Source organism: Yersinia antarctica (assembly GCF_056636475.1).
In genome coordinates this window covers 4,036,611-4,058,108 of sequence record NZ_JBSJQF010000001.1, presented here as the reverse complement: position 1 = coordinate 4,058,108, position 21,498 = coordinate 4,036,611, and the positions used below count along the sequence as shown (strand labels likewise).

The following is a 21,498-nucleotide window of genomic DNA, read 5'->3' as shown; positions in this document are numbered from 1 at the left end:
AAACACATGATATCGAATACTGAGCGCACGGTTAAAACCGGCGGTGACCCCCGCCATTTTGCTGAATTTAGTGCCTTACGTGACGAAATCGGCAAATTACATCATCCAGCTCGCCCGGATGTTGACTGGGGGCGGGTCGAGCAGCTTTGTTTGGCGCTGTTTCGCCAGAACGGGGTTGAGTTGCAGACCACGGTAGATTTTACCTTGGCACGTACGCACATTGCCGGTCTTGCCGGGTTGTGTGAAGGGTTGGAGCTGTTGGCGGGCTTGCTGTCTCATCAGTGGAGTGCATTATGGCCGCCGCAAACACATGCCCGGGTGGCGTTATTGGCCTGGTTGAGTGACCGGTTGCAGCAAGTTTGGCGCACCATGACGTTATGCTACGGTGACCTGGCTCAGGTGTACCGGGCAGAGCGTGCGTTGGAACAGTTGTGCACGCAGTTGCAAACGCTAGAGCTCAAACATCTGAGTAAATTGGATGGGGTGCGCCTGATGTTGCATAACGCAGCACTACGTCTGGAGAGCGCCGAGGCCGCCGCTGATACGCCAGACCGATTAAGTATTCCGGTACGGCATGCCGGTGTCTCTGAACCACAACGACAGCCACAACCGACATTCTCGTCGGCTGCGGTCAGCGAACCACTGGTTTATCTTGTCAACGAACCGGCCCCGGCGCGTGTTGAGGTGGAGTTGTCGCCGCCTTTGCCGCCCCCACCACGTTGGAAAGCGGGGCAGGGGTTTGTCGCCGGGCTATCGCTGATGGCTGTTTTGATGGTGGGCAGTTTCTTTATCTGGCAGTCGCTGTCATCTAATCCATTGCGCGAGGCATTGCTGACCAGCGTCGCGCCATTACCTGCGCCACTGGCAGCCAAATCAATCGATGAACTGAGAAAACAAACCTCAGATGCTGAGTTGGTACGATTGGCTGGCCCGGTATTGCAAGGCAGTGGCACACAGTTGGAACAACTGACACAGTTACCGCCGTTATGGGCACAAATGCGGGGGGATGGGGTGTTATCACAAGCGCAGCAACTGTGGCCCGCCAGTCAAGAAGTCAACCGACTGAGTGCATTATGGCAACAACAACGAGAAGCCGGTGCTGCGCCATTGGTGGAGTTGAAACACTATGCATTGGCACAAGAGCGTTTGCGGCAACTGGCAGAGCGACTGAATGGATTGGATGAAAAGAAGGGACGCTATATGACGGTTTCGGAGCTGAAAACGGTGGTGTTTGCGATACAACAGCCGCTGGCAAAAACCTTACCGCTGGAAGAGTTGTTGCGTCAGTATCAGGTACAGTCCGAGTCAGGGCAGACTCCGTCATCGGCACTGCGCCAACAGATTGACAGTCGGTTTAGTCAACTGCTGAACCGCTATGCGTTGCTGGCGTTACCCAATATGGAACAGCACCCGTAGCTGAGACCGCCGTTATCCCTATAGCAACTTAGGGGTAACGGTGTAATAAATCTGCTACCTGACAAAGTTAGGGTTTTCATCAGATGATTTGAATAATTTTATACATTCAAATCAATTAATCTTGGCATTCATACAGATAAAGACACATATTTGGCAATGGTATTTGTGAAGGCAGAGGATGTCACGGCGGCACCCCTGCTACAAGCGCGTCATGTGATGAAAAGTTGCCCAAAATGAATAAACAAAAAAAGTATGAAATAGCCCCATTGAAAGATAGCAGTGAGAGCCTGCAAGGTATTGAAATCAGTGCGGAGAAAAGTGAGTGAACGCGAACGCCACGGTCCCATCTTCCCGACATGTATTTCACTATGCCCCGTTTCGAAACTTGTTTTTTGCCCGCCTCCTCACGGTATTAGGTAATGGAATCGCACCGATTGCACTGGCTTTCGCGGTGTTGGATATCGGCGGTTCCGCAGCAGATTTAGGTCTGGTGGTAGCTGCACGTTCTGTTTTCAATGTTGCCTTCTTATTGATTGGTGGAGTACTTGCGGATCGTTACTCGCGAAGTAAGGTTCTGCTGTCTTCATCTGTTATTGCCGCCTTATCTCAAGGGATTGTTGCCTGGTTGGTGCTGGATGGAACAGCCACAATTATGTGGTTAGCGGTCCTTGGGACGATTAACGGCGCGGCAGCGGGTATTGCCCTTCCTGCTTCTTCAGCAATGGTTCCACAAACAGTACCAGCACGTAACCTCAGGGAAGCAAACGCTTTTATCCAGTTGGGGGTCTATGGCGGGACGGTGATTGGCGCCTCACTGGGCGGGGTTCTGACGGCTGCCATTGGGCCTGGCTGGGGATTGGCCGTCGATGCCTTGGGGTTTGCCGCTTCAGCACCGCTTTATCTCTTGATTCGCACTGCCTCGGCACAGCTCCTCGCATCGAAAACCAATATCTTGCAGGATCTACGGGATGGCTGGCAGGAGTTTATTGCTCGTGCGTGGGTGTGGACTATTGTTGCCCAGTTCACTATTGTTAATGCCGCTTTTAGCGGCGTAGTGATGATCCTTGGCCCGATAGTGGCTGATGCTTCATTTGGGCGTGCCAGTTGGGGGATTATTGTTGCCGCACAAAGTATTGGCCTGATTGCCGGTTCTTTTATTGCACTCCGCTGGCGGCCACGACGCGATCTGTTTATTGGTGTCCTTCTGGTTGCACTTTGTGCAGTCCCTATCACTCTCCTTAGTATGGTGTCTTCGACTGCCATCCTTATGGGGGCATTTTTTATTGCCGGCGTCGGTTTTGGGCAATTCGGTGTTGTGTGGGCACATTCTCTACAAACCCATATTCCACCCGAGAAACTCGCGCGTGTTTATGCCTATGATGCGATGGGGTCATTTGTGGCAATTCCTATCGGGGAACTTGCTGCGGGGCCTCTCGCTATGCACTATGGCAGCCGGGCCGTTTTGCTGGCTTCAGCCGTTGCTGTCGTGATAGCGACTATCGCCGCCAGCCTGACGCCGGCAATTAGGCGACTAAATAATGCCGCTCAGGTGAAGCAGCATATTTAGAGGCTTTGCCGCAGTTCATCAGGCGGCAAAGCTTATCCAGTGATACTGTTGGCGCTTAGCTACAATATCACTGGGGGATTACGGCTTACAGTGCTCAGCGATGATGCGAATATCTTTTGGTGTGGTACGACAGCAACCGCCAATCAGTCGTGCTCCCAGGCGCTGCCATTCCCCAACCAGATCAATCAGGTGGTTGTGTTCGCCACCACAGGCATGCCAGGTTTTGCTTACAGCATCGTAATGTTCCCCTGAGTTTGGATACACCAGCAGCGGCTTGTCAGCCAGTGCCGCAAACTGCTGTAGCGCCGGGGTCACGTTTTCCAGCGCAATACAGTTTATGCCGATGGCCAATACTTGCTGATTGCCGCGCAGTAGCGCCAGAACTTCGGTCAGGGGGGTACCGTCACTCAGGTGTTGGCTGTCGCGTAGCGTGAATGCGAACCAGCCACCCAAAGTAGGGAATTGTTGCAGTAGTGTTAGCAACGCTTGCAACTCATCGAACGATGGCAGTGTTTCACAGGCCAGCAGGTCAACCCCAGCCTCAGCCAGTGCCGCGATACGTGGCCGGTGGAAGGCGATCATCTCATCCTGTGGCAGCCGGTAATCGCCTCGATACTCAGATCCATCTGCGATATAAGCGCCGTATGGGCCAACGGAACCGGCAATCAGCAGCGGCTCAGCTTGCGGGTGCTGATTCAAAAAGTCGTTGCGTGCCTGCTGTGCCAACTGAACGCTTTTGGCAATGAGTTCCAACGATTGTTGCTGGTCGAGGCCACGGCGCAGGAAACCCTGTGGGGTCGCCTGGTAACTGGCGGTGATGGCACATTGTGCCCCTGCGTTAAAATAGTCCAAGTGAACCTGATAAATTAGTTCAGGATTCTCAATTAGCACCTTAGCGGACCACAGCGGATCACTAAGAGAGCAACCTCGCGCCTCCAGTTCAGTGGCTAATGCGCCATCCAAAATCAATGTGCGATCAGCGCTTAAGAGCGCAGAGATAGGGTTGTTAACCGGCATGACTCTCTCCCAATGGTTGGTTTTTCCCGGCACGATGGGTCAGGTAATAGGTGATATAGCACAAGGCAACAAAGGGTAGCCCGCAGTATAGGGCGATACGTTGCTCAGGATCGAAGGCCAGACCGATACAGGCTAACAGGCACAGGCTGAAGCCTGCGATCGGCGTCAGCGGGTAACCCGGCGCGCGGTACTTCAGTCCCTCGATTGGCAGCCCACTGCGTAGGTAGTTGCGGCGAAAAACATAGTGGGCTGCGCAGATACTCAGCCAGACTGCGACGACGGCAAAACCAGAAATCGCTGATAGTGCGACAAACACCGTATCTGGCGCGATAACACTGGTCAACAGTGCCAACAAGCCGCCGAGCATGCTAAAGATCAGCGCATTAATAGGAATGCCGCGTTTATTGATGTGGGAAAAATAAGCAGGCAGTGTTCGCTGATTGGCCAATGACCACAGCATGCGGCCAGAGGCGTAAAGACCAGAGTTAGCGGCTGACAGGATGGCAGTCAGGATCACGAAATTGAAGATATCGGCGGCATAGGGTACACCGATACGTTCAAATACCAGTACAAACGGGCTTTTGACAACCTCGGCCTGATCCATCGGGATCAACGCAGCCAGAATAAATACCGTACCGATAAAGAAAACACTCAGGCGGATCACTGTGGTGCGGATTGCCCACGGAATCGCTTTTTCTGGTTTCTCTGTTTCGCCCGCAGCGATACCGATTAACTCGGTGCCGGAGAAAGCGAAATTGACCGCCACCATGGTCATCAGGATCGGTAAGGTGCCGTTTGGCAGCCAGTCAGATTGGGTCAGATTGTGTAGGAAGGGGGCAGGTGTGCCGTCCTTCATCGGTAATAGGCCGAACATCGCCGCACCGCCCAAAATGATAAACGCCAAAATGGTGACGACCTTGATCAGTGAGAACCAGAATTCGCTTTCGGCAAAGAAGCGGGTAGTGACCACATTGAGCAGAAAAATAGCCAGACAAAAGATAAGGCACCATAACCACACCGGTGATTGAGGGAACCAATACTGCATACAGAACCCAGCGGCGGTCAGACTGGAACCGAGGGCTACTGTCCAGGTCAGCCAGTATAACCAGGCAACGGTATAGCCAGTGGCTGGGCCAAGATAGCGGGAAGCATACACGTGAAAAGCCCCGGTTTCTGGCATTGCTACCGACAGTTCACCCAGGCAGAGCATTACCAGATAGACCACCACAGCACCTATCATATAGGCCAACAGTGTGCCGAGGGCACCCGTGGTGGATATTATATAGCCGGTGTTGAAGAATAAGCCGGTGCCAATCACGCCCCCGAGAGAGAGCATCACCAGATGCCGGGCCTTCATTGTACGTTTGAACTGCCCTTCGACGGGAACAGGTGAGTGCATGATATTTTATCCGTTTAGACGTCTATATCTCTAAATGGCTGTTAGTTATACCGGCAATACCTTATGAAATCAATGCTAGATCAACAGTTATCACTTAAGAAGAGCATGGCGCGAGGGGGGAGGAGATTTAGCGCGTTAGAGGTGCACTGGTGAATAAACACCGGCACATACTATAGGGTATGTGCTGGCTTATACTGGGTTTCCGTCTTCTGGCCGGTTGATGCCACCATGAATACTGGCTTTTAGCCAAGTTGCGTAAACATCGGTAATAACAAAGACAGTTTGATCACTACTGCATTGGCGATATCCAGGAAGAAAGCGCCGACCATCGGTACAATCAGAAACGCAACGTGAGATGGTCCGAAACGCTCGGTAATCGCTTGCATATTCGCAATTGCTGTTGGAGTTGCCCCCAAACCTAAACCACAATGCCCAGCAGCAAGAACGGCCGCATCATAATTCTTTCCCATAATCCGATAAGTGACAAATATGGCATACAGAGCCATGGTTAGCGTCTGCACCAATAAAATCGCCAACATCGGTAATGCCAGAGACGCCAATTCCCACAATCTCAGGCTCATCAGCGCGATTGCCAGAAAAAGGGAGAGGCTTACGTTACCAACTACGGAGACTGCACGGTCAAAAACCTGATAAAACCCGGTATAAGTGAGTAGATTACTAAGAATAACCCCGACAAATAAGACATAGACGAAGATCGGTAATTCAAATAGAGATCCCGCCAGTAACCCCGAGATATAGCGACCAGCCATCAAACAAATGGCAATCATGGCGATAGTTTCTACTAATACCAGCGCAGTGATCATCCGCCCTGACTGAGGTTTCTCGAAGGTTGTGGGTTGCAAGGCATCTTCGGCTCTGCCATTGGGAGTGGCGGAATGTTTAATGAGATAAAGGGCAATAGGGCCGGCGATCAAGCCACCTAATACCAAACCGAAAGTTGCGCAGGCCATGGCAACTTCCGTAGCATTACTTAAGCCATAATTCTCCGCAAATACGGCACTCCAAGCCGCACCGGTGCCATGCCCACCAGAAAGTGTTATGGTTCCCACCAGCAGCCCCATCAGTGGCTCCAGCCCCAGAATTTTGGCCATACCGATGCCAACCATATTTTGCAGTAACAGCAAACCAATAACGACCACAAAAAACTTTATCAATACCTTACCGCCAGCCCTTAAGCTTGCCAGATTCGCATTAAGGCCAATTGAGGCAAAAAAAGTCAGCATTAGCGGATCACGTAGTGATGTATCAAAGCTGGCTTCCCAACCGGTTGTCTGATGAATAAGCAGAAACAGTAATGCGAACAGCAAACCACCCGCAATAGGTTCCGGGATAGCATATTTTTGTAGTAGAGGAATATTCTGGACACATTGCCTTCCTAGCAATAGCACCAGCGTTGCAGCAACGAGCGTACCATAAGCATCAAAGTGAAACATATCGAGGCCCCACACAGGTAAAATAGTGATCTGTTATTTAAGTTTTTTAAATAGGGCTAACAAACATATATTGGAGGATTCATGGTGACGCTCCTGATAACGGTGAGGCTAAGGAACTTTTTCGTGTAGGAATTCTATTAGCATAAAGAATAGCTAAATTAACGTTATCGCTTAATTAAAGCGTAGCACGACTTTCTTTTATCCTGTGTCTTTGGTGATGCTTTTCTGTATAACATGTTGTTTAAAAAATAGATAATGGAATCTGGCATCACTTATTAGTTGCCTACCACCACAGAAAATAGCGGCTCGATATCATTATGAATTTGCTCCGAGCGATAAAGCCCGGAGCTTGTAATCTATTAGCTAATAAACTCAACGGCCCCGCCATTGAGATTATACATTGCGCCAACTATTTTAATTTTCCCCTCTTTCTCTAATCCATTGAGAATACTACTCCGGCTCCGTATTTCATTGATCGTATGCTGAACATTGGTTTTAGCAACGGCATCGACAAACTGATCATTTTTACCGGTTCTTTCTCCGTTAAATTGGGTTGCGTCAATTGCTGGCTTAATTTGATTTAACAAGCCGGTCAGATTACCGAGTTCTACGCCGTCGATTGCCCCCCGAACTGCGCCACACGAAGTATGCCCCAAGACCAGAACTACTTTTGCTCCCGCGGCCGCACAGGCAAACTCCATACTGCCCAACAAATCGTTATTGGCAATGTTACCGGCAATACGGGCATTAAACGTTTCACCAATCCCGGTATCAAAAAGAATTTCCGCCGGAGCCCGTGAGTCAATACAACTGAGAATAACCGCCGCGGGGAATTGACCTTCAGCACTGGCCCGTTTTTGAGCCAAATAATCATGCTGTTGCATCTTGCCTGCTCTAAAGCGGATATTCCCTTCTTTCATGCCAGCAATAATTTGCTCCGGAGTGAGTTTATCTCGCTCTTCACGCGTTAATGCTGCTGCGTAAGATATCCCTGGTGTGGCTAGAGTTAATCCACTGGCGATACCAAGCACCGACATTCCTACCGCAGTTTTTAATAGTGAGCGCCGTTGTTTGGAATGTTTAATATCTGATTGATTGATTGGGGGTTGTGACATGTTTATCTCCTCAAATATGATTTTTGGTACATTTTCATTTAGACACTATATGGAATAGCTGAATAGTGCTTATGAATGTAGCTTGCTATTGCTCAATAGTGAGCATTTCCAGATATTTCTTGTGGTATGAGTATCAATGAGTATCAATGAGTTAAGGAGAAAAACCCACGTGTGCGGGTTGGGGATATAAAGGCATTTAACGGCTAAACCCAATATTGTTATCAATTTAAGTTTTTCTTAAGTATCCATCATTACACTCCTTATTATCAGTAAAAGGAGCGATTATGAGCATGAATATTCAGGCACCTTACCAGTTGTTATTTGCTCAGAATGAGCAAGAAGAAAACGAACTGCAACAATATATTCAGCGGGAGTATAGCCGTGAGTTCAATGCCACTATCCCACATTTTTTACCTCATTTATTAGGACTGTATCGTGCCGATGGTGTCCTTATTGGTGCCTGTGGCTTGAATCGTGGTGATTTCGGGGCACTTTATCTTGAGCACTATTTGGACGCACCTATTGAGGTGGTCATTGCAACGCAAACAGGGCATTCAGTTTTACGTAATCGTTTGGTTGAAATAGGTAATTTTGCTTGTTCGGAATCGGGAAATGCACGAATTATGTTTGCGGCTATTTGCCGGTTGTTATGTGAGAACCAGCTTGATTACGTGGTGTTTACCGGTACCCGAAAATTACGCAATATTTTTCACCGATTGAATTTAAAACCACTGGAACTGGCCCCTGCGCTGGCAAATCGTCTCGGTGAAGAGGCTTTTGCATGGGGGGAATACTACCAGAGCCAACCCTGTGTGATGGTGGGGGACTTAAATCAGGGCCGCCAAGTGCTGAGTAAAACCAGCTTATTACTTTCCTTGTTTGCGCCAATGCCCAGCATTTTTACTTTTCAAAGGAGGACACAACGATGATCCTTTTTGAACAGTTGGCGAAAATGGCGGCGCAAGACCCTCTGCGCCCTGCATTGTGCGATAGTTATCAGGTGATTAACTACGGTGAATTACTGCCCAAAATAGCGGCATTGGCAGAGAGGTTCCGCCACCAGAAAATAGCGCGACTGGCACTCTTGCTGGATAACGGCATTGACTGGGCCATTATCGATTTGGCTTGCGCATTAGCCAATATTGTTATGATACCGGTGCCGGTTTTTTTCAGTAATGAACAGCAGAATTGGCTACTGGATAGTAGCGGTGCGGATGCTTTGATTGGCCCTGCACGCGCGGATTGGATAACTACCACATCATTTGAATACGCTCTGCAACGCCGCCAACCGATAGCGGTGCCCGAGTTACCACCGCATACCGCAAAAATCACTTATACATCGGGGACCACGAGCCATCCCAAAGGGGTATGCCTGAGTTGGGATCATCAGATGCAAGTCAGTCTATCGCTTATCGACAGAGTGGCTCCTGCCAATGTTGAACAGCATCTGACATTGCTGCCCCTTTCAACATTACTTGAAAACATTACCGGACTGTATGTTCCGCTGTTAAGCGGGGCATGTAGCCGTATACCGCCGCTTGCTGAAGTGGGTTTTACCGGCTCCAGCCAATTCTCCTATCAGATCCTTGCCCAAGCAATTCAACAGTGGCGCCCGCACAGCTTGGTACTGGTACCCGAGCTATTACGCTTGTTGGTGATGTTATGTGCCATAAATCCAGATCTGACACAGAGTTTACGTTTTGTTGCTGTTGGCGGGGGCAAGGTTGCCACGGATTTAGTGGCTAAATCACATCAATTAGGATTGCCGGTTTATGAAGGATATGGGTTATCAGAATGTGGTTCGGTGGTTGCCCTAAATACGCAGGGGGATATGTTGCCCGGCTCAGTGGGTAAACCATTAGCGCATTGTCAGATAAGCATCGCGCAAGATGGGGAAATTCTGATTTCTGGTTCAACAATGCTTGGCTATTTGGGCGAGTCGGCACCGGCACAAGCTGTGACGACTGGTGATCTTGGGCATTTTGATAACCAAGGTTTTCTGCATATTACTGGCCGTAAAAAGAATGTTCAGATTACAGCATTTGGTCGGAATTTTTCCCCAGAATGGGTTGAAGCCGAAGCCCAAGTTTTTCCGGCGATATCTCGTATTGTCATCTTTGGTGATGGGTTAACCGCCAATGTCGCCTTGATCCAACCGACACCCGGTTATGAAAATAGTCTTGCAGATCAAATAGCTCAACTTAATAGACGGCTGCCTGATTACGCACAGGTTCACCATTATCTTCTGGCCCAGCTAAGTGTAGAAAACGGGTTATTAACCAATAACGGGCGTCCGAAAAGGCAGCAAATTCTGTCCGAGTATCACCTCCGTATCGATCAATTAATTGCAGGGGGTAGGGTATGAATTTCTATCAACAATTACAGCATGATACTGCGGCGGATAGAGAGAAACTCCTTTCTGCTCCGGTTATAGAGGCTTGTCGTAGTGGGAATATTAACGCCGAAATGTATATCGCCTTTTTGACCCAGGCTTTCTATCACGTTAGCCATACCGTCCCTTTACTGATGACGGCGGGTGGCCGGATGAGCTCAGAGTATGAGTGGGTTCGTGGGGCTATCGCCGAATATATTGATGAAGAATATGGGCACCAGGAATGGATATTAAATGATATTCGCACTTGTGGCGGTGATGCGCAGGCCGTTCGTCATGGTCAGCCAGTATTGGCGATAGAGTTAATGATAGCGTTTCTCTACGATCATGCCTCCCGCCTTAACCCGATGGGTATTTTTGGTATGGTGCACGTCCTGGAAGGGACCAGTGTTGCTATCGCAACAACGGTTGCCCAACAGCTCAAACAAGGGCTGGGGTTACCGGAAAAAGCCACGAGCTACCTCAGTTCACACGGTGAACTGGATAAAGAACATCTGACTTTTTTTGAATCATTAATGAACCAGGTTGAAAAAGTCGAAGATCGTGCGGCGATTATTCATTCTGCCAAGGTGGTTTACCAGCTTTATGGGGACATGCTGCGTGGCCTGATGGATCAACCGCAATGAAACTCAATAATAGCCGAGTTCTACTGACCGGGGCCAGTGGCGGTATTGGCCGGGCACTGGCCCATGCATTGGCGAAACAGGGCGCGTGTTTGATATTGCACGGGCGCAATGAAATTGCCCTTACACAGCTTTTGAATGCATTACCTAATCCCGAGGATCATCAAGTATGGGTAGCCGACCTTTGTGACTCGGCGGCATTGGCAAAACAGGTTGAAGTGCTTAGGGATCAACCCAGCATTGATATTTTAATCAATAATGCTGGCACCAATCACTTTGCGTGGCTTGAGGATCAAAGTGAGCAACAGATAGTACAGCAGTTATCACTGAATATTCAGGCGCCGATATTACTGACTCGAGCTTTACTACCCTATATCAGTAATCCCGGCATTATTATGAATATTGGTTCCAGCTTTGGCAGTATTGGTTATGCCGGATATAGCGTGTATTGCGCCAGTAAATTCGCCCTTCGTGGCTTTAGTGAGGCACTGGCCCGGGAATTAAGCGGTTCGGCCATCAATGTTCTCTATTTTGCCCCCCGAGCCACACAAACCACACTTAATTCAACGGCTGTTTATGCCATGAATGCAGAATTGGGGACAAAAAGTGACAGTGCCGAGTTTGTGGCTAAACAGGTAGTTATTGCGCTGAATCAAGAAGTAACACGGCGCTGGCTTGGCTGGCCGGAGCGGTTCTTTGTCAAATTAAATGCAATTTTCCCCAGCATTGTTGATAAAGCTCTCGCGAAGCAACACGCTATTATTGCCCGCTATGCTCAGGCTTCCAGTGATAAGAAGGATTCACCATGAAGACGTTAGTATTATTACTTACCGTTTTTGGCAGTACCGCTGTTTATGCCCAAAGTGAGTTGGTCGATATCCAAAATCAATGGGCTGTTTGCCAATATCAGGTGGTGGCAAAACAGAAAGAGTCCTGTTTGGAAAAACTCAGTACGATTGCAGATAAGGCCAGTTCAGCCAACGGATCACGTGCTGATCTATTAATTTGGTCTGCTATCGTTAAAAGCAGTTGGGCAGGAGAGAAGGGGGGGCTGGGAGCGTTGGATTTGGTTAAGGACGCGAAAGTTAAGCTGGAGCTGGCAATAAAACTCGATGCTAATGCGTTGGATGGCTCTGCTTATACCAGCCTCGGAACCCTCTATTATCAGGTTCCTGGTTGGCCTATTGGTTTTGGCGATAAAAAACAAGCCGAACTGTTGTTAAAAAAAGCGTTACAGGTGAATCCAACCGGCATAGATCCCAACTATTTCTATGGTGATTTCCTGTTGGAGCAAGGGCGCAAAGCGGATGCAAAAGGCTATTTACAAAAAGCACTGGCGGCCCCAGCACGTTCAGGCCGAGAATTGGCAGATAAAGGCCGTCATCAGGACATTCAACAGCGACTTGATAAACTCTGAAGTTTCACTCTAAAAGGTAGCGCCACGATGCACAGAGAACGGCATAGTATAGAAAAGATAGGCTGGCTGCGGGCCGCAGTTCTTGGTGCTAATGATGGGATTGTCTCTACCGCAAGTTTGTTATTGGGTGTCGCGTCAGCCAATGCCACACATCAAAGTATTCTTTTGACCGGCATTGCAGGTCTGGTTGCGGGTGCGATGTCGATGGCAACAGGGGAATATGTCTCGGTATCTTCTCAGTCAGATACAGAAAAGGCCGCATTGGCGGAAGAGCAAGCAGAACTGAACGCCGATTTTCAAGGTGAATATCGTGAGTTAACCTCGATTTATGTTCATCGCGGCCTTGATGTAGCACTGGCCAAGCAAGTGGCTGAAAAACTGATGAGCCATGATGCGTTAGGTGCTCACGCCCGTGATGAATTGGGGATATCTGAAATCACTACCGCTCGCCCATTACAAGCGGCCTGGGCTTCTGCGATGAGCTTCTCAGCGGGCGCAATACTGCCCTTGTTGGTGGCGTTTATTGTCACGGCTGACTGGGCAATTCCAGCCATTAGCCTGTCAGCATTGGCTTCTCTGGCTATTCTGGGGGGGATTGCCGCGAAAGCAGGCGGAGCGCCAATATGGCCAGGTATTATTCGAATTACCTTCTGGAGTGCGCTTGCGATGGGGGTATCATCGGGGGTTGGCATGCTATTTGGTTCAGTCACAAGCTGAAATCAGAATAGGGCGGATCTGACAAGTAATCCTGATAATAGAACGTTTCATTTCAGCTAGTTAAAAGAGTTATTGGGTAACAGATACATCTTCCTCTGCTGCGAATTGGCTTAACATGTAGAAAGCTGCATCAGCCTAATTTCACCACCGTAATCCCTTTCTTCGTTTCTTGCTCAAACTTGTACAATTATTATTTTCTTGTACAAGTTTGTATTAACCCGCTATGGTTAATCTATAGGTGTTTTCGGCAAGGTAAATGGCATGGCTACATACAGTATCAGTGAGGTGGCGCAACTTTGTGGTATTAATCCAGTAACACTGCGTGCCTGGCAACGGCGTTATGGCTTGTTAAAACCACAACGTACTGAAGGTGGCCATCGGCAGTTCAATGACGACGATATTGTCCGTATCCGCACTATTGTGCGCTGGATAGAACGCGGCGTCCCAGTTAGCCAGATCAAACCTTTACTCGACGGTGGCACAGCACCTGGCGACAGCACTAACTGGGTAACACTGCAACAACAGTTACTGGCGCTGATTCAGGCTCCCGCACCGCATAAACTCCGTAGTCGTATCTTTGAATTAGGGCGCGAATATCCACCTCAGGCCCTGATTGAATATGTGCTAAGACCATTACGTTCACAGCTTAAGAATGAACATCAATTGCTGCACATGCTGAGTCGTCTGCTGGATGGCGTGATCATTGAATACGCGACTTTTTGTATGCTGGGTGCACGCAAGAAGCCAGGCGAGAATGTATTACTACTGGGATGGGGAAACATCGATCCTACCGAGTTGTGGATGGCCGCCATCGTTCTGGCGAAAAACAATATGCATATCGATATTTTGCCGGGATCGCTGGAAGCTCCGCAATTGGCTATGTTTAAGGCCGAACGCTACTTTCTCTGCACCGATGGCGTACTCAATACTGCCAAGCGGCGGCAATTAGCAGCTTGGTGCGATGCAGGCTTGAATATTACGCTTATCGATAACCATGCTCTGCTAATCCTTGCTTCGGAGCACTACCATGAGTAACGCTGAAGCACTGCTGGCACGTTTTTCACAATTCTATACCACGTTGGATACAGCACGTCTGGTCGAGCTATCTGATGTTTATCATCGCGATATCCACTTTATCGATCCCGTCGGAGAACATCAGGGATTGAGTTCACTTGAAGTTTATTTTCAATTGCTGCTCAGTAACTTAAGCACTTGTAGCTTTACCCTCACTGACATTCAGCACCATGACCAACAAGCCTCTGTGTGCTGGCATATGACTTATGCCCATCCCCGTCTGCGCCGTGGCAGCTTGCTCAGTTTAGAGGGTATCAGCCAGTTACGCTTTGCTGAACAGCGGGTTATCTATCAGCGTGATTACTACGATCTGGGTGCCATGCTGTATGAACATATACCGCTACTCGGCGGGATTGTTGTCAAATTGAAGAAGAGGCTACAAGCATGAAACACGTGGTGATCACCGGAGCCAGTTCCGGGATTGGGCAGCAATTGGCGCTCGATTATGCCGCCGAGGGCTGGCAGGTGACCGCCTGTGGACGTGATGAAGCCCGGTTGATGGCACTTGGCGCGCATAATTCGGCAATTACGGCGCGTCATTTCGACATAACCGATTTGTCTGCTACGCGTAGCGCGTTGGCGCAATGTCCGGCCGATCTGGTTATTTTGTGTGCTGGAACCTGTGAATACCTTGATAACGGTGTCGTAGAGGCTGAACGGGTTGCACGGGTGCTTAATACTAATTTTCTTGGTCCGATCAATTGCTTAGATGCCCTGTTACCACAACTGTCGTCCGGGAGCAGGATCGCATTGGTGGGGTCAACAGCAAGCATCATCCCCATGTCGCGCGCAGAAGCTTATGGTGCCTCAAAAGCTGCACTTGCCTATTTTGCCCGTAGCCTGGCCGTGGATTTGGCAAAATCCGGTATTAATGTTTCGCTGATATTACCCGGTTTTGTTGCCACACCGCTGACTGACCGCAACGATTTTGCCATGCCGATGATAATCACCCCTAAGCAGGCTTCGCACTATATTCGCCGTGGTCTGGCAAAAGGGGCCGCTGAAATTGCTTTTCCCCCACTGTTCGCCGCGCTGTTACGACTAACAGCTCTACTTCCACAAGCTCTACAACGCTGGCTTGCCAAGCGTTTGGTGAGGTAATCCAATGAGAATTGCCATTATCGGCAGCGGGATTTCCGGTTTAACCTGTGCATGGAAGTTAGCTAAAAAACATCAGGTTACACTGTTTGAAGCCAATGATTATCCCGGTGGGCATACCGCGACCGTGGACGTCACGCTGGAAGGGCGCAGCTACGCTATCGATACCGGATTTATCGTCTATAACGAGCGGACCTATCCGCAATTTATTGCTCTGTTGGCTGAATTGGGCATCAGTGGGCAAGCCACGGAGATGAGCTTCTCGGTTACGCATCCTCGCAGTGGACTGGAGTACAACGGCCATACGCTCAATACTCTATTTGCCCAACGCCGTAACCTGCTGAATCCACGCTTTTATCGCCTACTGGCAGAGATTATGCGTTTCAATCGCCAATGTAAGAAAAACCTGGCGAATGGTGGTATTGCGGCTCAAACGGTGGACGATTTTCTGCAACAGGAAGGTTTTTCCCCCTATTTTGCCCAGCATTATTTGTTACCGATGGGGGCCGCTATTTGGTCTTCTTCAATGACTGATATGCGCCAGTTTCCATTAGCACTGTTTTTGCGCTTTTTCGATCACCACGGTCTGTTAGACATCACCAACCGCCCACAATGGTTTGTAGTGCCAGGCGGCTCGCGTGAATATGTGCGCCGCATGTTGGCCATAATGGCAGACAACCTGACATTGCACCTGAATATGCCAGTCCTGCGGGTTGAACGCCAACCACAAGGGGTGATACTTCATAGCGCCTTGGGGCAACAACATTTTGATCAGGTGATTTTTGCCTGCCATGCCGATCAGGCACTGCGTCTTCTGGCCGATGCCAGCCCGCAGGAGCAACGTGTTTTAGCTCAGTTGGGCTATCAAGCGAATGAAGTCATCCTGCATACCGATATTCGTCTGCTGCCACGCCAACGCCGTGCCTGGGCCAGTTGGAATTATCGCTTACCAGCCAGCGACGAGCATGCAGAGAATCAACTCGCCAGCGTGACTTACAATATGAATATTCTGCAAGGCTTGGATGCGCCACAGACCTTTTGTATCACACTCAACCCACAGCAACCGATTGAACCGGCGCTAATTCTGCGCCAGTTTAGTTATCACCACCCGGTATTCAATCAGACTACTGTACTGGCACAACAGCAGCGTTCGCTGATAAACGGGCAGCACAATACCTGGTTCTGCGGCGCTTACTGGTATAACGGATTCCACGAGGATGGGGTACGCAGTGCGCTGGACGTCACGCAGGTTTTGTTGCAGGAGAACGCCGCATGAATAGCGCCCTTTATGTAGGACATGTGCGCCATCGTCGCTTCAGCCCGGTCCAACACAGCTTTGATTACCAAATCTTCATGCCGTTGATTGATCTTGATGAACTGACACAATTGCCCGCGCTGGGTATTGCGTTGGAACGCTTTGCCCCAGCGTCGTTTTATCGTGGCGATTATCTGGGTGGTGGCGATATTAAATACAAAGCGCAGCAACGTATTGCACAATTGACCGGCGAAAAGTTGAATGGCCGCGTTATGCTGTTGTGCCAGTTGCGCTATCTGGGATGTTACTTCAATCCCGTCAACTTTTACTATTTGTATAACGATGATGACAAACTGTGTTGGTTGTTGGCCGAAGTTCGTAATACCCCGTGGAATGAACGCCATACCTATGCCGTAAATCCAGAAGGTACCTCAACCATAGATAAAGTTTTTCATGTATCACCGTTTAACCCGATGGACATGACCTACCACTGGCGGCTCTCTGCCCCCGCACAGCGACTGCGCATTCATATCGAAAATCACCGTGTCAGCCGCGAATTTGACGCCACATTACTGCTTTATCGACACCCTCTAACGCGGGCAACGTTGCGCCGACAGTTATGGCTTCTGCCTCTAATGACACTGAAAACTGCCACCGCCATTTACTGGCAAGCACTGAAGTTATGGCTGAAACGCACCCCTATTTACCCTCACCCCGCCACCGGCGGCAAGGATGAACGATGAGTTCCTCAGAATACACCCTCGCCGATAGCACCCCTTTTTCGGGTCACAATAAAGGTGCTCGTCGCATTATTTTTACCTTGCTACAGCAGTTGCAAGGGGGCGGATTATTGCTGCGTGAAGCAGGTGTCGGTGAAATCCAGTTTGGTGATACCCAAGCCCCGCTACAGGCTGAAATCGAGGTTTATGATCCCCGAGTTTACCGCCGAATACTGTTGGGTGGCAGCATTGCTGGTGGAGAAAGCTACATTGACGGTTATTGGAGCAGTCCTGATCTAACTCGCCTGCTTCAGTTGCTGGCCAGTAACATGCAGTTGGTCGATAAGATGGAGGCCCGTTTAAGTTGGCTGACCGCCCCTTGGCATCGGCTGGTGCACCTGCTACGAGATAATAGTCGGCGGCAGGCACGGCGCAATATTGCCGCACATTACGATCTGGGTAACCGCTTCTATCAGCAGTTTCTCGACAGTGAAATGCTTTATTCCAGCGCGTTGTACAGTGAAACGGAGATGACATTGGAACAGGCGCAACAGGCTAAAATGCGTCGCTTGTGCCAACAGTTAGATCTGCAACCACAAGATCATCTGTTGGAGATCGGTACTGGGTGGGGAGCGCTGGCGGAATTTGCCGCGCGTGAGTATGGCTGCCGCGTCACCACCACGACTATCTCGCAGGAACAGTACGTTTATGCCCAACAGCGTATTAAGCAAGCTGGATTAGAGGATCGCGTTACTCTGTTGTTTGAGGATTACCGTGAGCTGACGGGGCAATATGACAAACTGGTCTCGGTCGAAATGATCGAAGCCGTAGGCAAACGTTTTCTGCCTCTATTTATCAAATGTTGCCAGCAGTTACTGAAACCTAAAGGCAAAATGGTGTTACAGGTGATCACCATTACTGACCAGCGTTATCAGCAATACAGCAGCAATGTGGATTTTATCCAGCGTTACGTCTTCCCCGGGGGCTTCTTGCCATCGATAACCGCGCTGTGCGATACCCTCACACGCCATAGCGATCTGGTGATGTGTGACCTATTCGATATTGGCCGTGACTATGCCCGCACGCTGCAACAATGGCGTGAGCGTTTTGAGCAGAATTGGCCTTTATTACAGAATCAGGGATTTGACGAACGTTTTCAGCGCCAGTGGCGATTTTACCTGTGCTATTGCGAAGCTGGTTTTCTGGCGCGATCCATCAGCACCGTACAACTGAGTGCTGAGCGTCGATGAGATCGGGCACCGGATTTTGGCTAACCACGCTCGGTTTTGATGCTTATTGGACGCTGGCCATTATTTGGCGTGAACAAGTAATGCTTTTTCTACTTCTGGGCGCTGCGCTGGCACTGATATTTACCCCGCGGCAACAGCGTATATGGGTCCTGTTAGCGGCGCTACTGGGTATTACCATGGATGCGTTTTGGTGCTATCTCGATATCTTTAAATTTGCTGGCGGGGGCGGTGTTCCCATATGGATGTGCGCATTGTGGCTTACTTTCACTAGCTGGTTTTATTGGCTACTGAGACGGATTATCCCGACGGTGAAAACAGTTGTGTTGTTAGGTGCGCTTACCGGCCCACTAGCCTATGTCATCGGTTGGAAATTGAATGCGATGACCCCACAAATCGCACCTGAAATGATGATCCTCACCCTATCTTTAGGGTGGGCTATTTATCTGCCAGTTGTCAGTTGGCCAATACTACGCAGGAGAATTGAATGAAGATGCTGTTAACTTTTCTTCTTTGTCTGAGTACTCAGGTGGCACAGGCCAGCGATTGGAGCACGTGGCCGACGGTAGGCAGTGCCACGCTACGTTGGGGGCCCTTTGATATTTATTTTTCAGTATTGCGTACACCGAGCGGACGCTATGAGGAGGGGGGATGGCCGCAGGCACTGAGTATTAACTATCAGCGTTCTATTACCCAAGAAGAGCTGGTGAACGCTACACAAGAACAATGGCAAGCCATGAAAATCAGCGTGTCTGCAGCACAGCAGCAGCGTTGGCTCAAGCAGATAGCGACGATATGGCCGGCAGTAACCTCTGGCAGCCAACTCACTTTCGTGGGTGATAATACTGGCGGACAATTTTATTATCGCGCGCCATCTAATCCATATATTAAGCCGATTGGTGATCGTTTCGACCGTGCTTTCCGAGATGCATTTCTCGCTATCTGGTTGTCACCGACGACACAATATCCTGACTTGCGGCAACAATTGACTGGAGGTATCTGATGAATATCAAAAGCCTGTTACTGGCTTTCCTGTTTGTACTGGCTGGATGCAGTGCAGATATCAATGACTATCAAAACAATAAACCTACTTTCGATTTGTTCGGCTACTTCAGCGGTGAAACCCGCGCCTGGGGAATGTTGCAGAATTATCAGAATAAACAGACTCGCCGTTTTGAGGTGGTTATCCAGGGCGATGTTGTCGGCAATACCCTGACGCTCAATGAGAAGTTTGTTTTTGCTGATGGCGAGCGCCAGACCCGAATCTGGCGCATCATCAGAAACGCTGATGGCAGCTATCAGGGGACGGCAGGGGATATCATTGGCGTAGCCCATGGTTATACCGCAGGTAATGCTTTCAACTGGCGTTATGATATGGACGTGAAAACAGAGAACGGCAGCATAAAACTACACTTTGATGACTGGCTATATCGCCAGGATGATATCCATTTGTTCAACCAGACATCACTGCGCAAATTTGGTGTTGAAGTCGCCAAAGTGACACTGTTTTTTGAAAAGAAAAGCTAACGTTCTGTTGTTGGGTGCAATAATTCATCGAGTAAAGTATGTGAAGAGGAGATTTAACGATGAAAGGAGCGATTCAATTTATTAATATTTTCGCCATGGTGTTGTGATTGATCCTGTCGCGTAAATAACAACGATGACGAATCTCGATGAGAGCGTTTGTTATTCTCAATAGCGTATAACATTATCTCAATTTCACTGATGTTAACATCGCGATTAATTTCATCGTTTATCAGCGATAGCCCCCGTTATGGTCAGATAAAATGATAAATAAAGCCTATTATTCAATTGAATCTTAATACTACGACGTACTGAATTATGTGCTTTACTTAGAGTAGTCATTGTATTTACTGAGGTTACAGTCAGTTATTTATCGGGCTTTTGGGTCGCTAATGTGGCTGTTCTAAGTCCGTCATCAATACACAATTTCTATTTTTATTTGCCGAATCTGCGAAATAAAAACCAAAAAGGAAGGTTGTATTATCATGACTCAGATTTTCACTTTAACATTATCCCCTTCGCTAGACAGCGCAACAACGACGCCCAAAATCTACCCTGAAGGAAAACTACGTTGCACGGCACCTATTTTTGAGCCGGGTGGTGGCGGTATTAATGTCGCTCGTGCTGTTGTTTATCTTGGTGGTCAAGCTCATGCAATTTTTCCTATTGCTGGCCCTACAGGGGAGCACTTGAAAGAATTGCTTGATCGGGAAGGTATTGAGACGAAAACGCTGAAAACGCAGGATTGGACACGGCAGAACATGCATGTCCACGTAGACAACAGTGGTGAACAGTATCGTTTTGTTATGCCAGGGGCACGATTGAGTGATGCTGAGTTTGATCTACTGGTACTACAAGTGCAAAACATCCCTTCAGGATCGATTTTGGTTATTAGCGGTAGTTTGCCGCCAGGTACTGGTATTGAAAAATTAGTTCACCTGATTCAGCAGGCTAAAGCTATGGGATTGCAGTGCATCATTGATAGCTCTGGCGATGCATTAAAAGCGAGCTTAGATTTGGGGGGGCTTGCCTTGGTAAAACCTAATCAGAATGAGCTATCGGCCCTTATAGGGCGGGAGTTGAAGCATCCTGATGATGTACGCCATGCTGCTAAGGAGTTGGTTAACCGTGGCGCTGCCGAGCGAGTCGTGGTGTCGCTTGGGCCACAGGGAGCATTGGCAGTCGATCGTGATAACTGGGTACAAATCGTTCCCCCGCCGGTGAAGAAGATGAGTACCGTTGGGGCAGGGGACAGTATGGTTGGCGCAATGACGCTGAAACTGGCAAAGGGTGCAGACCTGTTTGAGATTGTACGTTTTGGTGTTGCAGCAGGTAGCGCGGCAACACTTAATCTTGGCACTCGCCTTTGTTCATTGGAAGATACTCAACGTCTGTATGACTATATTTGTAAGAGTTCGCATCATCCTATCAGTTGGTAATGAACCGGATACCAGCTCGTGGCCT

22 protein-coding genes are annotated in these 21,498 nt (G+C 49.1%); 18 read left to right on the top strand and 4 right to left on the bottom strand.

Annotated elements, in window-relative coordinates; genetic code table 11:
- The first annotated feature begins 6 nt into the window (after positions 1 to 6).
- Complete coding sequence (locus ACWJJO_RS18885) at positions 7 to 1,416, top strand: VasL domain-containing protein (RefSeq protein ID WP_442850650.1); 1,410 nt, start codon at positions 7 to 9, stop codon at positions 1,414 to 1,416.
- A 322-nt stretch (positions 1,417 to 1,738) separates the two neighbouring features.
- A complete protein-coding gene (locus ACWJJO_RS18880; protein ID WP_481091389.1) occupies positions 1,739 to 2,983 on the top strand; it encodes an MFS transporter in 1,245 nt (414 codons plus the stop codon).
- Positions 2,984 to 3,061: 78 nt separating this feature from the next.
- Here ACWJJO_RS18880 and mmuM read toward each other — a convergent pair whose 3' ends face one another.
- The 4 genes from mmuM to ACWJJO_RS18860 all read right to left on the bottom strand — a co-directional run bounded on the left by mmuM (position 3,062) and on the right by ACWJJO_RS18860 (position 7,968).
- Positions 3,062 to 4,000: a homocysteine S-methyltransferase gene (mmuM, locus tag ACWJJO_RS18875; protein WP_481091388.1), complete on the bottom strand. Its 939-nt coding sequence runs from the start codon at positions 3,998 to 4,000 to the stop codon at positions 3,062 to 3,064.
- Positions 3,990 to 5,399, bottom strand: a complete 1,410-nt coding sequence (mmuP, locus tag ACWJJO_RS18870) for an S-methylmethionine permease (RefSeq protein WP_083162599.1) — start codon at positions 5,397 to 5,399, stop codon at positions 3,990 to 3,992. The genes mmuM and mmuP overlap by 11 nt, the downstream gene beginning before the upstream one ends.
- A 242-nt stretch (positions 5,400 to 5,641) precedes the next feature.
- Complete coding sequence (gene gltS, locus ACWJJO_RS18865) at positions 5,642 to 6,853, bottom strand: sodium/glutamate symporter (RefSeq protein ID WP_442849076.1); 1,212 nt, start codon at positions 6,851 to 6,853, stop codon at positions 5,642 to 5,644.
- Positions 6,854 to 7,212: 359 nt separating this feature from the next.
- Positions 7,213 to 7,968: a carbonic anhydrase gene (locus ACWJJO_RS18860; RefSeq protein ID WP_083162603.1), complete on the bottom strand. Its 756-nt coding sequence runs from the start codon at positions 7,966 to 7,968 to the stop codon at positions 7,213 to 7,215.
- Between the two features lie 284 nt (positions 7,969 to 8,252).
- On the opposite strand from ACWJJO_RS18860, the gene ACWJJO_RS18855 reads away from it, so the two are divergent.
- From ACWJJO_RS18855 to pfkB, 16 genes are all read left to right on the top strand, one after another.
- On the top strand, positions 8,253 to 8,897 hold the full coding sequence (locus tag ACWJJO_RS18855) for a thermostable hemolysin (protein WP_083162605.1): 645 nt from the start codon (positions 8,253 to 8,255) through the stop codon (positions 8,895 to 8,897).
- Positions 8,894 to 10,333, top strand: coding sequence for an AMP-dependent synthetase/ligase (locus tag ACWJJO_RS18850; protein ID WP_083162607.1), 1,440 nt, complete (start codon positions 8,894 to 8,896; stop codon positions 10,331 to 10,333). Before ACWJJO_RS18855 ends, ACWJJO_RS18850 begins: the two co-directional genes overlap by 4 nt.
- Positions 10,330 to 10,986, top strand: coding sequence for an iron-containing redox enzyme family protein (locus tag ACWJJO_RS18845; RefSeq protein WP_083162609.1), 657 nt, complete (start codon positions 10,330 to 10,332; stop codon positions 10,984 to 10,986). The genes ACWJJO_RS18850 and ACWJJO_RS18845 overlap by 4 nt, the downstream gene beginning before the upstream one ends.
- Entirely contained in the window at positions 10,983 to 11,792 is an 810-nt protein-coding gene (locus tag ACWJJO_RS18840; protein WP_083162611.1) for an SDR family oxidoreductase, read from the top strand. Before ACWJJO_RS18845 ends, ACWJJO_RS18840 begins: the two co-directional genes overlap by 4 nt.
- Positions 11,789 to 12,400 carry a tetratricopeptide repeat protein gene (locus tag ACWJJO_RS18835; protein WP_083162613.1) on the top strand — a complete coding sequence of 204 codons (612 nt, stop codon included), beginning with the start codon at positions 11,789 to 11,791 and terminating at the stop codon, positions 12,398 to 12,400. The genes ACWJJO_RS18840 and ACWJJO_RS18835 overlap by 4 nt, the downstream gene beginning before the upstream one ends.
- A gap of 27 nt (positions 12,401 to 12,427) precedes the next feature.
- Positions 12,428 to 13,117, top strand: a complete 690-nt coding sequence (locus tag ACWJJO_RS18830) for a VIT1/CCC1 transporter family protein (RefSeq protein ID WP_083162615.1) — start codon at positions 12,428 to 12,430, stop codon at positions 13,115 to 13,117.
- A gap of 261 nt (positions 13,118 to 13,378) precedes the next feature.
- Positions 13,379 to 14,152, top strand: a complete 774-nt coding sequence (locus ACWJJO_RS18825) for a MerR family transcriptional regulator (RefSeq protein WP_083162617.1) — start codon at positions 13,379 to 13,381, stop codon at positions 14,150 to 14,152.
- Positions 14,145 to 14,579, top strand: coding sequence for a nuclear transport factor 2 family protein (locus tag ACWJJO_RS18820; protein ID WP_083162619.1), 435 nt, complete (start codon positions 14,145 to 14,147; stop codon positions 14,577 to 14,579). Before ACWJJO_RS18825 ends, ACWJJO_RS18820 begins: the two co-directional genes overlap by 8 nt.
- A complete protein-coding gene (locus tag ACWJJO_RS18815) occupies positions 14,576 to 15,292 on the top strand; it encodes an SDR family NAD(P)-dependent oxidoreductase (RefSeq protein WP_372569605.1) in 717 nt (238 codons plus the stop codon). The genes ACWJJO_RS18820 and ACWJJO_RS18815 overlap by 4 nt, the downstream gene beginning before the upstream one ends.
- Positions 15,293 to 15,296: 4 nt before the next feature.
- On the top strand, positions 15,297 to 16,565 hold the full coding sequence (locus ACWJJO_RS18810) for an NAD(P)/FAD-dependent oxidoreductase (protein WP_083162622.1): 1,269 nt from the start codon (positions 15,297 to 15,299) through the stop codon (positions 16,563 to 16,565).
- Entirely contained in the window at positions 16,562 to 17,287 is a 726-nt protein-coding gene (locus ACWJJO_RS18805) for a DUF1365 domain-containing protein (RefSeq protein WP_481091387.1), read from the top strand. The genes ACWJJO_RS18810 and ACWJJO_RS18805 overlap by 4 nt, the downstream gene beginning before the upstream one ends.
- Positions 17,284 to 18,513 carry a class I SAM-dependent methyltransferase gene (locus ACWJJO_RS18800; RefSeq protein ID WP_083162626.1) on the top strand — a complete coding sequence of 410 codons (1,230 nt, stop codon included), beginning with the start codon at positions 17,284 to 17,286 and terminating at the stop codon, positions 18,511 to 18,513. The genes ACWJJO_RS18805 and ACWJJO_RS18800 overlap by 4 nt, the downstream gene beginning before the upstream one ends.
- Positions 18,510 to 19,001 (top strand): DUF2878 domain-containing protein, encoded by a 492-nt coding sequence (locus tag ACWJJO_RS18795; protein ID WP_481091386.1) that lies wholly within the window; start codon positions 18,510 to 18,512, stop codon positions 18,999 to 19,001. Before ACWJJO_RS18800 ends, ACWJJO_RS18795 begins: the two co-directional genes overlap by 4 nt.
- The gene (locus ACWJJO_RS18790; RefSeq protein WP_193784779.1) at positions 18,998 to 19,513 is read left to right on the top strand and encodes a hypothetical protein; all 516 of its coding nucleotides are present in this window, start codon (positions 18,998 to 19,000) and stop codon (positions 19,511 to 19,513) included. The genes ACWJJO_RS18795 and ACWJJO_RS18790 overlap by 4 nt, the downstream gene beginning before the upstream one ends.
- The gene (locus tag ACWJJO_RS18785; RefSeq protein WP_083162630.1) at positions 19,513 to 20,037 is read left to right on the top strand and encodes a DUF3833 domain-containing protein; all 525 of its coding nucleotides are present in this window, start codon (positions 19,513 to 19,515) and stop codon (positions 20,035 to 20,037) included. The genes ACWJJO_RS18790 and ACWJJO_RS18785 overlap by 1 nt, the downstream gene beginning before the upstream one ends.
- A gap of 482 nt (positions 20,038 to 20,519) precedes the next feature.
- On the top strand, positions 20,520 to 21,473 hold the full coding sequence (pfkB, locus tag ACWJJO_RS18780; protein WP_083162632.1) for a 6-phosphofructokinase II: 954 nt from the start codon (positions 20,520 to 20,522) through the stop codon (positions 21,471 to 21,473).
- The last annotated feature ends 25 nt before the right edge of the window (positions 21,474 to 21,498 follow it).

What these genes read in the sequence shown, in the direction of transcription:
- ACWJJO_RS18885 (WP_442850650.1), top strand. Translation starts at nt 7, where the DNA reads ATGATATCGAATACTGAGCGCACGGTTAAAACCGGCGGTGACCCCCGC.
- mmuM (WP_481091388.1), bottom strand. Translation starts at nt 4,000, where the DNA reads ATGCCGGTTAACAACCCTATCTCTGCGCTCTTAAGCGCTGATCGCACA.
- mmuP (WP_083162599.1), bottom strand. Translation starts at nt 5,399, where the DNA reads ATGCACTCACCTGTTCCCGTCGAAGGGCAGTTCAAACGTACAATGAAG.
- gltS (WP_442849076.1), bottom strand. Translation starts at nt 6,853, where the DNA reads ATGTTTCACTTTGATGCTTATGGTACGCTCGTTGCTGCAACGCTGGTG.
- ACWJJO_RS18860 (WP_083162603.1), bottom strand. Translation starts at nt 7,968, where the DNA reads ATGTCACAACCCCCAATCAATCAATCAGATATTAAACATTCCAAACAA.
- ACWJJO_RS18855 (WP_083162605.1), top strand. Translation starts at nt 8,253, where the DNA reads ATGAGCATGAATATTCAGGCACCTTACCAGTTGTTATTTGCTCAGAAT.
- ACWJJO_RS18850 (WP_083162607.1), top strand. Translation starts at nt 8,894, where the DNA reads ATGATCCTTTTTGAACAGTTGGCGAAAATGGCGGCGCAAGACCCTCTG.
- ACWJJO_RS18845 (WP_083162609.1), top strand. Translation starts at nt 10,330, where the DNA reads ATGAATTTCTATCAACAATTACAGCATGATACTGCGGCGGATAGAGAG.
- ACWJJO_RS18840 (WP_083162611.1), top strand. Translation starts at nt 10,983, where the DNA reads ATGAAACTCAATAATAGCCGAGTTCTACTGACCGGGGCCAGTGGCGGT.
- ACWJJO_RS18835 (WP_083162613.1), top strand. Translation starts at nt 11,789, where the DNA reads ATGAAGACGTTAGTATTATTACTTACCGTTTTTGGCAGTACCGCTGTT.
- ACWJJO_RS18830 (WP_083162615.1), top strand. Translation starts at nt 12,428, where the DNA reads ATGCACAGAGAACGGCATAGTATAGAAAAGATAGGCTGGCTGCGGGCC.
- ACWJJO_RS18825 (WP_083162617.1), top strand. Translation starts at nt 13,379, where the DNA reads ATGGCTACATACAGTATCAGTGAGGTGGCGCAACTTTGTGGTATTAAT.
- ACWJJO_RS18820 (WP_083162619.1), top strand. Translation starts at nt 14,145, where the DNA reads ATGAGTAACGCTGAAGCACTGCTGGCACGTTTTTCACAATTCTATACC.
- ACWJJO_RS18815 (WP_372569605.1), top strand. Translation starts at nt 14,576, where the DNA reads ATGAAACACGTGGTGATCACCGGAGCCAGTTCCGGGATTGGGCAGCAA.
- ACWJJO_RS18810 (WP_083162622.1), top strand. Translation starts at nt 15,297, where the DNA reads ATGAGAATTGCCATTATCGGCAGCGGGATTTCCGGTTTAACCTGTGCA.
- ACWJJO_RS18805 (WP_481091387.1), top strand. Translation starts at nt 16,562, where the DNA reads ATGAATAGCGCCCTTTATGTAGGACATGTGCGCCATCGTCGCTTCAGC.
- ACWJJO_RS18800 (WP_083162626.1), top strand. Translation starts at nt 17,284, where the DNA reads ATGAGTTCCTCAGAATACACCCTCGCCGATAGCACCCCTTTTTCGGGT.
- ACWJJO_RS18795 (WP_481091386.1), top strand. Translation starts at nt 18,510, where the DNA reads ATGAGATCGGGCACCGGATTTTGGCTAACCACGCTCGGTTTTGATGCT.
- ACWJJO_RS18790 (WP_193784779.1), top strand. Translation starts at nt 18,998, where the DNA reads ATGAAGATGCTGTTAACTTTTCTTCTTTGTCTGAGTACTCAGGTGGCA.
- ACWJJO_RS18785 (WP_083162630.1), top strand. Translation starts at nt 19,513, where the DNA reads ATGAATATCAAAAGCCTGTTACTGGCTTTCCTGTTTGTACTGGCTGGA.
- pfkB (WP_083162632.1), top strand. Translation starts at nt 20,520, where the DNA reads ATGACTCAGATTTTCACTTTAACATTATCCCCTTCGCTAGACAGCGCA.